The sequence below is a fragment of the Nocardiopsis codii genome (assembly GCF_036327455.1).
In the GTDB taxonomy this organism is placed as follows: Bacteria; Actinomycetota; Actinomycetes; order Streptosporangiales; family Streptosporangiaceae; genus Nocardiopsis; species Nocardiopsis codii.
In genome coordinates this window covers 50,537-62,802 of the sequence record NZ_JAUZMY010000003.1, presented here as the reverse complement: position 1 = coordinate 62,802, position 12,266 = coordinate 50,537, and the positions used below count along the sequence as shown (strand labels likewise).

General features: G+C 72.2%; 10 protein-coding genes. 7 read left to right on the top strand and 3 right to left on the bottom strand.

Translation table 11 applies throughout. The features are described 5' to 3' along the window. Positions 1-110 precede the first annotated feature (110 nt). On the bottom strand, positions 111-716 hold the full coding sequence (locus Q8791_RS04065) for an FHA domain-containing protein (protein WP_330090204.1): 606 nt from the start codon (positions 714-716) through the stop codon (positions 111-113). Between the two features lie 576 nt (positions 717-1,292). On the opposite strand from Q8791_RS04065, the gene Q8791_RS04060 reads away from it, so the two are divergent. Together Q8791_RS04060 and Q8791_RS04055 are read left to right on the top strand one after the other, a co-directional pair. Then, entirely contained in the window at positions 1,293-1,811 is a 519-nt protein-coding gene (locus tag Q8791_RS04060; protein WP_330090203.1) for a DUF3017 domain-containing protein, read from the top strand. A gap of 180 nt (positions 1,812-1,991) precedes the next feature. Next, on the top strand, positions 1,992-3,209 hold the full coding sequence (locus Q8791_RS04055) for an NADP-dependent isocitrate dehydrogenase (RefSeq protein WP_330090202.1): 1,218 nt from the start codon (positions 1,992-1,994) through the stop codon (positions 3,207-3,209). Between the two features lie 640 nt (positions 3,210-3,849). On the opposite strand, the gene Q8791_RS04050 is transcribed toward Q8791_RS04055, so the two are convergent. Beyond that, complete coding sequence (locus tag Q8791_RS04050) at positions 3,850-5,124, bottom strand: LCP family protein (protein WP_330090201.1); 1,275 nt, start codon at positions 5,122-5,124, stop codon at positions 3,850-3,852. A gap of 136 nt (positions 5,125-5,260) precedes the next feature. Further along, a complete protein-coding gene (locus Q8791_RS04045) occupies positions 5,261-6,382 on the bottom strand; it encodes a galactokinase family protein (RefSeq protein WP_330090440.1) in 1,122 nt (373 codons plus the stop codon). Between the two features lie 148 nt (positions 6,383-6,530). Here Q8791_RS04045 and Q8791_RS04040 point away from each other — a divergent pair, with 148 nt between their 5' ends. The 5 genes from Q8791_RS04040 (at position 6,531) to Q8791_RS04020 (ending at position 12,098) form a co-directional block, all read left to right on the top strand. Then, positions 6,531-7,634, top strand: a complete 1,104-nt coding sequence (locus Q8791_RS04040) for a YihY/virulence factor BrkB family protein (protein WP_330090439.1) — start codon at positions 6,531-6,533, stop codon at positions 7,632-7,634. 158 nt (positions 7,635-7,792) lie between these two features. Further along, positions 7,793-8,974, top strand: a complete 1,182-nt coding sequence (locus Q8791_RS04035; RefSeq protein ID WP_330090200.1) for a glutamate--cysteine ligase — start codon at positions 7,793-7,795, stop codon at positions 8,972-8,974. Between the two features lie 19 nt (positions 8,975-8,993). After that, positions 8,994-10,232, top strand: coding sequence for a M20 family metallopeptidase (locus Q8791_RS04030; RefSeq protein WP_330090199.1), 1,239 nt, complete (start codon positions 8,994-8,996; stop codon positions 10,230-10,232). Between the two features lie 139 nt (positions 10,233-10,371). Next, the gene (locus tag Q8791_RS04025; protein ID WP_330090198.1) at positions 10,372-11,466 is read left to right on the top strand and encodes an adenosine deaminase; all 1,095 of its coding nucleotides are present in this window, start codon (positions 10,372-10,374) and stop codon (positions 11,464-11,466) included. Beyond that, positions 11,466-12,098: a PH domain-containing protein gene (locus tag Q8791_RS04020; protein ID WP_330090197.1), complete on the top strand. Its 633-nt coding sequence runs from the start codon at positions 11,466-11,468 to the stop codon at positions 12,096-12,098. The genes Q8791_RS04025 and Q8791_RS04020 overlap by 1 nt, the downstream gene beginning before the upstream one ends. Positions 12,099-12,266: the final 168 nt, after the last annotated feature.

Sequence of the window (12,266 nt, the reverse complement as noted above, 5' to 3'; positions counted from 1 at the left end):
ACGGGGGCGGTCGCGGAGGAGTCCGTGACCGCCCCTTCCGCGTGTCCGACGCCGCGTCGCCCACGGGGTCCGAGAACTCCGGAGCGTCCGCGGGCGGAGGACGCCCCGGGTCAGCTCGCCCGGCGGGTCGAACCGCTCACCGGCATCGGCCGGACCAGTCCCAGGGCCACGACCTCGTTGGCCAGCCGGGTCCTGCGGTTCTGCCCCTCGGGGATGCGGAACTTCTGGTAGAGGCGCAGCAGGTGCTGCTTGACGGCCGCCTCGGTGACGACCAGTGCCTCGGCGATGTCGCGGGCGGTGGCAGGGGCGACGAAGGCCTCCTCGGAGAGGGCGGGCTGGCACAGCGCGGTCAGCACGTCCAGCTCCCGGCGGGTGAGCTCCGGCGCGGCGCCGCGGCGCAGCTCGACGTCGGGGCTGATCTGCTCGCGGGGCAGTCCGCCGATCCGGCAGCGCGCGGTGCCGAAACTCACCACGTCCCCCTCGTCGAGGACCCGGCGGGCGATGGGGCGGCCGTTGACGCGGGTGCCGTTGCGGGACAGTCCAAGGTCGACCACGTAGACGTAGGGTCCGCGGCGGACCAGTTCGGCGTGCAGCTGCGAGACGCTCGGCTCGTTCAGCCGGATGTCGGCGCCCTCGCCGCGGCCGACCGTCGTGACCTCGCCGGTGAGCTGACGGATGTCCCCTGTCTCTTCGACCCGGATGTAGGGCCCGTCCACGGTGACTCCTCCCGGGCTGGGGTGACGCTGCGGGTGGGGGTGGGGGCGACGGTGGGGGAGGGGTGGCTGTCGAGGGGCGGGGGTCGGGTCAACGCGTTGAGTGGGCTTCATGGGGGTGGTCCTCGCTCACCGGTGCACTCATCTCCACCTGGGTTACCCGGCAGCCACGCGTTCTACGCGCTTACTCCGGAGTTAGACGGATAAGGCGCGGAATTACGGCTGTGTGTCCGAACCGGGCCCAGGAAACGGACAGGGTTCACGGGCTCGGGGGGCTGGTCCGTTTCAGTGAGCCCTGAGGTGGCCGCGACGCGGATCACTACAATGGGCCCTGTCTCCCCCGGACGGAACGGAGCGTTTCGGGCACAGCACCGCCGGAGCCACCAGGAACATGAGCCGTTCCCGGGGTGGTTCGGTTTCGGACACCCCCTCTTAGGCGGGTGGCCGGTCTGTGCCAGTTCCGGGGAGGACCGTGAACGGAGCCGCGCGGCGGCCAGGCAACTTCGGAAGCGAACGGGTCGGGACGCGGTGGACAGGGTGGGGCCGGAAGGCCGGGCAGGACACGTGGGACGGACGGACGTGGCGGACACGGGTGCGACTCAGGACGAGGCCCCCCGCGGGGCGGGCCCCGACGAGGGGGCGCCCGGCGAGGGCGGCCCCGAGGGGGCCCCGGACACGGGAGCGGCCCCGGCCGGGGCCGGCGGCGCCGCGGGGGAGACCCCGGACGGGGGGACCGGTGACGGGGCCCCCGGGACCGCGTCGGGCGCCGGCTCCTCCCCCGCCCCCGCCGGGGGCGGGCCCGGGAGCGGCGGCCCGGTCCGGCCGGCGGTGCCGTACTGGCTCTCGCAGGTCCCGTACCTGCTCGTCATGTCGGCCCTCGCCGCGGGGATCGTGGTCGTGGCCGCGGCCTACTTCAAGCGCGGTCCGGCGATCATCGCGGGCGCTCTGCTGCTGGCGGCGGCCTTCCGGTTGTTCCTGCCCAAGGACTGGATCGGCATGCTCGCGGTCCGCCGCCGCTGGATCGATCTGGCCACCCTCGTCGGCCTCGCGGTCCTGCTGATCGTGCTGGCGTGGGTGGCGCCGCAACTCTCCTCCTAGGCGTCGAATAAGCTTGACGTCGAGATACCGCGACACTGACAAGCCACCGCCTCCCCGGCAGGCACGGACGCCGGGCGTGATCAGGGGATTGCCGCGCGCGGACCGGCTCCGGCCCACGGGCCGGCAGCCGCCTCCGCCGCACGAGGCGGTGGCGAAGACTGAAGGGACAGCCACACAGCCATGGCCAAGATCAAGGTCGAGAACCCCGTAGTCGAGCTCGACGGCGACGAGATGACCCGGATCATCTGGTCCTTCATCAAGGACCGACTGATCCTGCCGTACCTCGACGTCGACCTGAAGTACTACGACCTGGGCATCGAGGAGCGCGACCGCACCGATGACCAGATCACCGTCGACGCCGCCAACGCCATCAAGGAGTACGGCGTCGGCGTCAAGTGCGCCACCATCACCCCGGACGAGGACCGGGTCGAGGAGTTCGGCCTGAAGAAGATGTGGCGGTCGCCCAACGGCACCATCCGCAACATCCTCGGCGGCGTCGTCTTCCGCGAGCCCATCATCTGCGAGAACGTGCCGCGTCTGGTGCCCGGGTGGACCAAGCCGATCATCATCGGCCGTCACGCCCACGGCGACCAGTACAAGGCCACCGACTTCAAGGTGCCCGGCCCCGGCACGGTCACCATGACCTACACCCCGGCCGACGGCAGCCAGCCGGTCGAGTTCGACATCGCGAACTTCCCCGAGGGGGGCGGCGTCGCGATGGGCATGTACAACTTCCGCAAGTCGATCGAGGACTTCGCGCGCGCCAGCCTGAACTACGGCCTGGACCGCGACTACCCGGTCTACATGTCCACCAAGAACACGATCCTCAAGTCGTACGACGGCATGTTCAAGGACGTGTTCCAGGAGATCTACGACGCCGAGTTCAAGGAGCGGTTCGACGCGGCGGGCCTCACCTACGAGCACCGCCTCATCGACGACATGGTCGCCTCCGCGCTCAAGTGGGAGGGCGGCTACGTCTGGGCCACCAAGAACTACGACGGCGACGTCCAGTCGGACACCGTCGCGCAGGGCTTCGGCTCGCTCGGCCTGATGACCTCGGTGCTGCGCACCGCCGACGGCAGCACCGTCGAGGCCGAGGCCGCGCACGGCACGGTGACCCGTCACTACCGCCAGCACCAGCAGGGCAAGCCCACCTCGACCAACCCGATCGCCTCCATCTTCGCGTGGACCCGCGGTCTGGAGCACCGGGGCAAGCTGGACAACTCCCCGAAGGTCCTGGAGTTCGCCAACACCCTCGAGGACGTCGTCATCAAGACGGTCGAGGGCGGGCAGATGACCAAGGACCTCGCGCTGCTGGTCGGCAGCGAGCAGGAGTGGCTGACCACCGAGCAGTTCCTCGCCGCCCTGGACGAGAACCTCGCCAAGCGTCTGGCCTAGGCCCGCCCCCCGGGCCTTCCGCCCCGGCCCGCGGCCGTGCCGCCGCGGGTCCGCGGAGTCCCGTGGAGGCCGCGCCCGGGCGCGTGCGCGGACCGTCCTGAGCCGACGGTCCGGGACCGCGTCCGGGTGAGACCTTGACCACGCCCGGGTACCCCCGCGACGGGGGTACCCGGGCGTTCGCGTGTCCGGCCGCCGGAACCGGGGCCGAGGCGTCGGGAAAGCGGCGTTCGCGGGGTTTGTGGTCGGAAACCGAGGGAAGTTTCCCCGCGTGTTTCCCGTGTTCGGCGTACACGCGCGGGCTCGCGGTGGGAGGATGGCGGTGCCGGATCAGCGGGGCGGCGTGACGGTGCGACGTAGGACACGTGAACTGGATTCGCCCCTTACGCGAACTTTGACCTATTGTGGAGACACGCCGGTGAGAACCGGCAGGCCAGAGCGGGTGAAAGCCCGCTCGGCCACCACGGACCGACGTGCCGGCCGTGCGCCCGCTGGGGGGTAGGCGCGCACAGTACGGAACGTCACGAAGAAGGGCCCGCTGCTTCGGCAGCGGGCCCTTCGCCTTTCTCCACCCGGGACGCCGATCCGTCCCCGGACCGGACTCCCGCGCCGCCCGGAGCGGCCTCCCCGGCGACGCCGGACGTCAGTCCTCGAAGGCGCTCTCGGGGATCGGCTCGCCCTCGCGCATGGCGGAGAACATCTCCTCCGAGCGGACCTCGTCCCAGACCACCACCGAGCCGACCTGGTCGATGCTGGGAGTGCTGCCGACCGGGATCGCCGTGGTCTGGGTCCCGCCCCGCATCGCGAGCAGCATCGTGGCCAGGTGCCGCAGGTTGTCGCCCTCGTCGACCATGAACGTGTCCGTGCCCGCCGTCACCAGCGGAAGCGCCTGGAACGGGTTGAACATCGTCGACGGCGCGCTCGCCTCCGCGACCAGCGCGGAGAAGAACTCCCGCTGGCGGGCGATGCGGTCCAGGTCGGCCCGGGGGGTGGCGCGGGTGCGCACGTAGCCCAGCGCGGTGCCGCCGTCCATCGTCTGGCAGCCCGCCTCGATGTCCAGCCCGGCCTTGGGGTCGGCCATGGGCTCCTCGGGGCACAGCTCCACGCCGCCGACCGCGTCCACGATGTCGACGAAGCCGCCCATGCCGATCTCGGCGTAGTGGTCGATCCGCACGCCCGAGGCGCGCTCGAAGGACTCCACCAGGGGGGCCGGACCGCCGCAGACCTCCTCGCCCCCCTCGTCCGTGCCGCACACGGCGTCGGCGAAGGCGGTGTTGATCTTGTTGTCGGCGTAGCCCGGGATGGCCATCGGCACGTAGGAGTCGCGGGGGACGCTGACGATGGTGGGCTCGCCGTCGCCGTCGGGGATGTACAGCACCATGATCGTGTCGGTGCGGCGGCCCTCGGCGCGGCCGGTGGCCAGCTCCTGGATCTGGTCGTCGTCCAGCCCGTCGCGGCTGTCGGAGCCCACGATCATGAACGTCGTGCCGGACTGGCGGTCCGGGCGGCCCTCGTAGTCGACCAGGGCCTCCACGCGGGCCAGTCGGGAGTCGGCCCAGAAGTACAGGGCGGCGGGGGGCACCACGAGGATGATCAGCAGCACCACGAGGACGGTCACGACGGTGTTCCGGGCCCGCCTCTGCCGCTTCTCGCGGGCCCGGCGCTTGGTCCCCGTGCCGTCGTACTCGCGTCCGGCGTGGTGGGTGCGGCGCTTGGGCCGCTTGGGGCGGACCGGGGGAACCTCGTCGGCGTCGGGGAGCCGCCGGGGCCCGCCGACCACCTTCTGCTCGGACTCGCGTGAACGGTAGAGCTTCTCGAACTCGTCCGCACGTCCCGGGGGACCGCCGCGGCGGAACACGCCCTGCCGGTCGTGCTCGCCGGTCGGGCCGGACTCACCCCGGTTTCGTCGGTCAGCCATCGAATCGCCTATCTGCTCCGCGCCGTGGAGCGCTTCGTCGCCGCTTCCACCCTGTCTGATCGCAGAAAGAGTAGCCGGGTTCGCACGGATGTCCCTGAACCGGGACCGAGGCACCCCTAGGGGGAGGAACCGGCGCTCACCGCAGCCGGTGCGCCCCGGCCGCGGGGACGGAGGCGCGCACACGCGGGGGGACCCAGCCGCTTGCCGTGAACTCCCTGGCCAGAGCGGTGGCGACCCCCTCCACCCGCTCCTCCGCGACCAGGGCGAGAGCGGTCCCGGCCCACCCCGACATCCGGACTCCCCGGGCCCCGGACCGCGCAGCGGTCTCGGCGACCAGGTCCACCTGCGGCGTGGGCAGCCCGAACCGGCGCAGCGACAGGTGCGAGGCGGACAGGATGGGCCCGGTCTCCCCGAACCGCCCCGCGCGCAGCAGGCCGACGGCCGCGTTGAGACGGTGCACCTCCGTGACGGCGTACTCCACGCGGTCGCGCAGGGCGGGCTCGGGCAGGCGCCGCAGCGCCCCGGGAAGGTCCTGGACCGAGCGCAGAGGTCCCAGCGTCCGCTGTGCGCGTTCCAGTTCGGCTGTGCGGACCGCCCGGAGGTCGCGCCGGGGCAGGGCGCCGGTGTCCACGACGACCAGGCGCATCCCCTCGCCGGCGAGGTCGAAGGGCAGGACGGTCGTGCGCATGCTCCTGAAGTTCACCCTGACGGCGCAGCCCGGCCGCGCGGCCAGGGCCACCCGCTGGTCGACGGTGGCGCCCTCCGGCGGAGGACCGCCGTCCAGGTCGGCCAGGGCGAGCGACACGGCCGCGCCCACGGCGCCCGCGTACCCCAGGGAGGCGTGGGCGGGCAGGTCCGCGCCGAGGAGCACCCGCAGGCCCGCGGAGGCGTCCAGCGCGCCCGCCCGGCGCGCGGAGGCCACCGCGTCGGCCGCGGCCCGCGCGGCTGTGTCGCGTGCCCGCAGGGCGCCGCTCAGCGTCGCGACGCTCACTCCCGGGGCCGGGTCGGGGCCGACCGCCGCGGTCACGCCCCAGGGCAGCGCCGTGTAGAGGCCGGCGCCCCCGCCGGCGGCGGTGTGCTCTCCCATGACCGCGAGCCGTCCGGGCGCGTGCCAGACTCCCGCGGGCGCCTCCCCGAACCGCGCCCGGAACCCCTCCGCCAGCGCGTCGGCGTCCGGCGCCTCCCCGGGCCACGCCCCCAGCGGCCCCGCGGACCGCACACCAAGAACCGCGCGCAACCGCGCCCCCGCGCCCCCCACCGCTGCCCCTCTCCCGTTGACCGGTTTCCTCCAGTCTGCCCACACCGGGGGAGTGTTCGGCCCGGCGTGGAGGCTTCCCGGCGTCGGCGCGGCGCCGCTAGGGTTGCGGTCCACTGGCGGACGGGTGTGGGGAGGGAGTTTGGCCTCAGTGCGGGAACGGGCCGCCGGCGCGGCCCGGCACTACCGGAACGTCCTGATGGACGGCTACTGGGAACTGCGGCGCCGGAGCCCGGGGACCGACCACCTCGTGCGCGCGTACGAGCGCTACGCCGACCGCAACGGCAGTCAGCTGGCCGGGGCGGTCACCTACTTCGCCTTCCTGTCGTTCTTCCCCCTCCTGGCGCTGGCGTTCGCCACGGTCGGTTTCCTGGCGACGATGCAGGTGGAGGTGGGCGACTACCTCCAGAAGGCACTGGACGAGGTGCTGCCCGGCCTGTCGGACCAGCTGCCGATCGACCAGATCGCGAACGCGCGCGTGGGCGCGAGCGTCATCGGTGCGCTGGGCCTGCTGTACGCCGGCCTGAACTCGGTGTCGGCGCTGCGCCAGGCGCTGCACTCGATCTGGCTGAAGAACCTCAAGGAGGGCCCGAACTACCTGCTGCGCAAGGCGGGCGACCTCCTGGTCATGCTCGGGCTGGGCGTGGCGCTGCTGTTCGCGGTGGCGTTCACGAGCGTCGCGCAGGCCGCCACCCACTGGCTGCTGTCCCTGGTGGGGCTGGACGGCTCGTTCCCGGCCAACCTCACGCTGCGCCTGCTGGCCCTCGTGATCGCCGTCGCGGTCAACATGGGGATCTTCATGCTGGCCTTCGCGCTCCTGTCGGGCAGCGGGCGGCCGATCCGGATGATGTGGCGCGGCGCGCTCCTGGGCGCGGTCGGGTTCGAGATCCTCAAGGCCGCCGCGGCGCTCCTGCTCTCGGGGACGCTCAGCAATCCGGTCTACGCCTCCTTCGCCGTCCTCGTGGGGCTCCTGGTGTGGATCAACCTGGTGATGCGCCTGACCGTGTTCAGCGCGGCGTGGACCGCGACGTGGCTGCCGATGCCTCCCCCCTACACGGGATCGCTGCCGATGCCGGAGGAGACCGGGATGGACTGGACGAGGCCGGTCCCGGTCCTGCGGGTCCCGGAGAAGGAGCTGGCCGAGCACAGGTGGGCCCAGCGGGCCCTGGCCGGGACGTTGTCCCTGATGGGCGCCGCGGGTGCCGCGGGGGTCGCCGCGTGGGCTCTGCGCAACCGTCGCGGGGGCGGCGCGTGAACTGAGCGATCCTCCCGGGAATTCGTGTTATTGCGAGACTCTTGTCCTGTATGCGGGTGGTGTGCGGAGGGTAGTCCTCCTCTGCCCCGGTTGACCGGTTCGCCGGGGCGTGAACGTGCGTCGGCCAGGAAGGCCGGCGAACCCCCCTCGGAGGGCAGATGGGAATCGCATTCACGTCATCCGAACGCGCGACGCTCGGGGTGGAGTGGGAGCTCCAACTCGTGGACCGGCGCAGCCGGCACCTGCGGCAGGAGGCGCAGAAACTCCTCTCCGAACTCCCCGAGCTCAGTTCGGAGGGCACCGCGCCCCCGTTGCGGCACGAGCTCATGCAGTCGCAGGTGGAGGTCGTGACCGGGATCTGCGAGACGGTCGAGGAGGCCAGGAGCGACCTCGGCCGCAACATCGACCGCATGCGGGAGGTCCTCGCCCCCTGGGGGACCACGCTGACCTGCTCCGGAACCCATCCCATCGACGACTGGCGGGACCAGGAGCTCAGCCCCGGCAAACGGTACGGCGAGCTCGTGGAGCAGATGCAGTGGCTGGCCAGGCGCATCCTCACCTGTGGAGTCCACGTCCACGTCGGTGTGCGCGGCCAGGAGAAAGCCATGCCCATAGTGAATGCACTTGCGAAGTATCTACCGCATTTTCTTGCTTTGAGTGCTTCTAGCCCATTTTGGGGTGGTCATGACACCGGTCTGGCCTCCGCGCGCTCCGTCGTCTTCGGTGCGCTCCCCACCTCGGGGCCGCCTCCGAACCTGCCGCACTGGGCGGCTTTCGAGGAATACCTCGAAACGCTTCTCAGGGCAGGTACCATCGCCTCTATCAAGGAAGTGTGGTGGGACATCCGTCCGCACCCGGATTTCGGCACCATCGAGATCCGGATGTTCGACGGGATTCCCACCCTGCGCGAGGTGGGAATGGCCGCCGCGCTCTCTCAGAGCCTGGTGGAGATGTTCGATCGCCAGCTCGACCGCGGGTACGGTCTGCCCAGCCCGCCGTCCTGGCTCGTGAAGGACAACAAGTGGCGTGCCACCCGCTACGGACTCGACGCTCGTGTCATCACGGACTCGCACGGAACCACCGTTCCGATCCGTGACGACCTGTACGAGCTGGTCCGCGAGCTGAAGCCGGTCGCGACCCGCCTGGGTTGCGCCGAGGACCTGGACCTGGTCTCCGAGATCCTGGACAAGGGTGCCTCCTACGAACGTCAGCGCGCGGTCATCGCCGAGGGCGGTTCACTCGACGACGTCGTGGACATGCTCGCCGCCGAGCTGCACGGCGGCGGTCCCACCTTCGCGGAGGTCGGAGCCATCAGAGGACCCGGTGCACGCAAGACGTGAATGAAGAGGGGACCCTCGCATGCAGGGACGTGACCTGCCGGAACTGTTGACCGCTTTTCTGGCGCGCCATGAGCGGGAGTTCAGCGGCTTCCGCCGGGACCTGCACATGCACCCCGAACTCGCCTTCGCCGAACACCGCACCACCGGACGGATCGCCGAACGCCTGCGTGATGTCGGTCTCAATCCGCGCGAGCTGCCCCACGGCACCGGGCTCATCTGCGACATCGGCTCCGGGCCGGGGCCGCTCGTCGCCCTGCGGGCCGACATCGACGCCCTGCCCCTCACCGACGAGAAGGACGTCCCCTACCGCTCGACCGTCCCCGGCGCGGCCCACGCCTGCGGACACGACGTGCACACCACGGTCCTGCTGGCGGCGGGGATCTTCCTCGCGCAGCAGGACCGCGCGGGCGCGCTGCCCGGCCGGGTCCGGCTGGTCTTCCAACCGGCCGAGGAGCTTCCGGGCGGCGCGGTCGAGGTCGTCAACGCCGGGGCCATGGAGGGCGTCGACCGGATCTTCGCGCTGCACTGCGACCCGCGCCTGACGGTCGGCCGCGTGGGCCTGCGCACCGGCGGCATCACCGCCGCCTGCGACCAGCTCATGGTGCGGCTGTCGGGTCCGGGCGGCCACACGGCGCGCCCGCACCTGACAGCCGACCTCGTCTACGCCATGGGCAAGGTCGTCACCGAGCTGCCCGCCGCGCTGTCCCGGCGCATCGACCCCCGGGCAGGGTTCAGCCTGGTCTGGGGGCGGATCAGCGCCGGATCGGCGCCCAACGTCATCCCCGACGACGCCGTCGCGGAGGGCACCGTGCGCTGCCTGGACGACGAGGCCTGGCACGCCGCTCCCGACATCATCGGGGAACTGGTGGAGTCCGTGGCCTCCTCGTACGGCGCCCAGGCCGAGGTGACCTACCGGCGGGGGGTGCCGCCCACCATCAACGAGGCGGTCAGCGTGGACATCATGCGCGAGGCGGTCGCCCTCGCCCTGGGGCCGGACGCCGCCGCACCCACCCCGCAGAGCCTGGGCGGGGAGGACTTCGCCTGGTACCTGGAGCACGTCCCGGGCGCCCTGGCACGCCTCGGAACCCACTCCCCGGACTGGGACGGACCAATGCTCGACCTGCACCGGGGCACCTTCGACGTGGACGAGCGCGCGATCGGTGTGGGGACCCGCTTCTTGGTCACCACCGCGCTGACCGCACTGGGGGAGGACGCCGGCCGCGGCGTCCGCGCGGACAGCCAGGAGGCGCTCGCCTAGGGCGGGCCGGGCCCGCGCCCCGCTCCGGCCCCCGCGCGTCCGCGGTCCGGGCCGGCCCGCCCCCCGGTAACCGCCGCTGACCCGGCGACTTCTCCCCGGTGTGGCGAGGGCCGCCCCGGGCTGGTGGCATCCTGAATCCATGAACCAGCCACTCACAGTTGAGCAGATCCGGCGGGCGCCCAAGGTGCTCCTCCACGACCACCTCGACGGAGGGTTGCGCCCGGCCACCGTCGTGGAGCTGGCCAGGGAGGCCGGCTACACCGACCTGCCCACCTACGACCCGGTAGAGCTGGGCCGGTGGTTCCGCGACGCCTCCGACTCCGGTTCGCTGGAGCGCTACCTGGAGACGTTCGCCCACACCACCGCGGTCATGCAGACCCGTGACGCCCTCGTGCGCGTCGCCGCCGAGGCCGCGGAGGACCTGGCCGCCGACGGCGTCGTCTACGCCGAGCAGCGCTACGCCCCCGAGCAGCACCTGGAGGGCGGCCTCACCCTGGAGGAGGTCGTGGAGGCGGTCCAGGAGGGACTGGAGACGGGGGAGAAGCGCGCCGCCGACGCCGGCCGCAACATCCGCACCGGGCAGCTGGTGACCGCGATGCGGCACGCCGCGCGCTCGTCGGAGATCGCCGAGCTCGCGGTCCGCTACCGCGACGCCGGCGTGTCCGGGTTCGACATCGCGGGCGCCGAGGCGGGCAACCCGCCCACCCGGCACCTCGACGCCTTCGAGTACCTGCGCCGCGAGAACTTCCACTTCACCATCCACGCGGGCGAGGCGTTCGGGCTCCCGTCCATCTGGGAGGCGCTCCAGTGGTGCGGGTGCGACCGCCTGGGGCACGGCGTCCGCATCATCGACGACATCGCGTCGAACGAGAACGGGGTCCCGCAGCTGGGCCGCCTCGCCCAGTACGTGCGCGACAAGCGCGTGCCGCTGGAGATGTGCCCCAGCTCCAACGTGCAGACCGGAGCAGCCGAGTCCATCGCGGAGCACCCCATCGGCCTCCTGCACGACCTGCGCTTCCGGGTCACCGTCAACACCGACAACCGCCTCCAGAGCGGCACGTCCCTCTCCGAGGAGTTCGCGAAGCTCTCGGAGGCCTTCGGGTACGGCTGGGACGACCTCCAGTGGTTCACGGTCAACGCCATGAAGTCGGCGTTCCTGCCGTTCGACGAGCGCCTGGCACTGATCAACGGCATCATCAAGCCCGGGTTCGCGCAGCTCAAGTGGGCGGCCTGATGGAGGGACAGAACCCGGCCAGCCACTACTCCACCTTCTCGCGAGTGGCGGCGATCGCCTGGATCGTCATCGCCGTCCTGCTGCTGCTGGACGTGCTCTGGCGCGGCGAGGGGAGGGCCTCCTGGATCGCCGGGGCGCTGCTGGTCGCCAGCATCGCGGTGGTCCACCTGGCGTGGCTGCGCCCGCGGGTGGTCTCCACGGAGCGCGGACTGCGGGTCGTCAACCCGCTGCGGGAGACGTTCGTGCCGTGGCCCGCAGTGGTGTGGGTGGACGTCACCGACGTCCTGCGGGTGCACACCCCGGGGCGGATCGTCCGTTCCTGGCCGCTGCGCGAGACCAAGCGCCAGAGGGTCCGGGACAACATGCGCCGGGACTCGGGCTTCCTCGACCCGGGGCAGGACGACGAGGACCCCAGGACGATGCGCCCGGTCGACCTGGCAGCGCGCCAGCTGCGCCAGGACGCCGAACGGCACAAGGCCCGTCCGCTCAGCGGCCCCATCAGGGACGTCGACGAGGCGGGCCCCGCCGCGCTCGGGGCCGGGGACGAGCCGCAGACGATGGTCCCCGTCGAGGTGATCGTGGTCCTCGCCGCGGCGGCGGCGCTGCTCGTGGCGGTGTTCCTGCTCGCCTGAGGCGCGTCCGACCCGACCGGACCCGGCCCCCCGCCCGCGGGGGTGACCGGGTCCGCCGTGTTCCCGGGCGGGGTTGACGCGAACCCGCCGGTTCTGGTTAGGTTAGGCATGCCTAAGGGAGAGGGTTCCGGGCGGGCGGGCTTCGCGCGGATGGCCATCCGCCCGGAA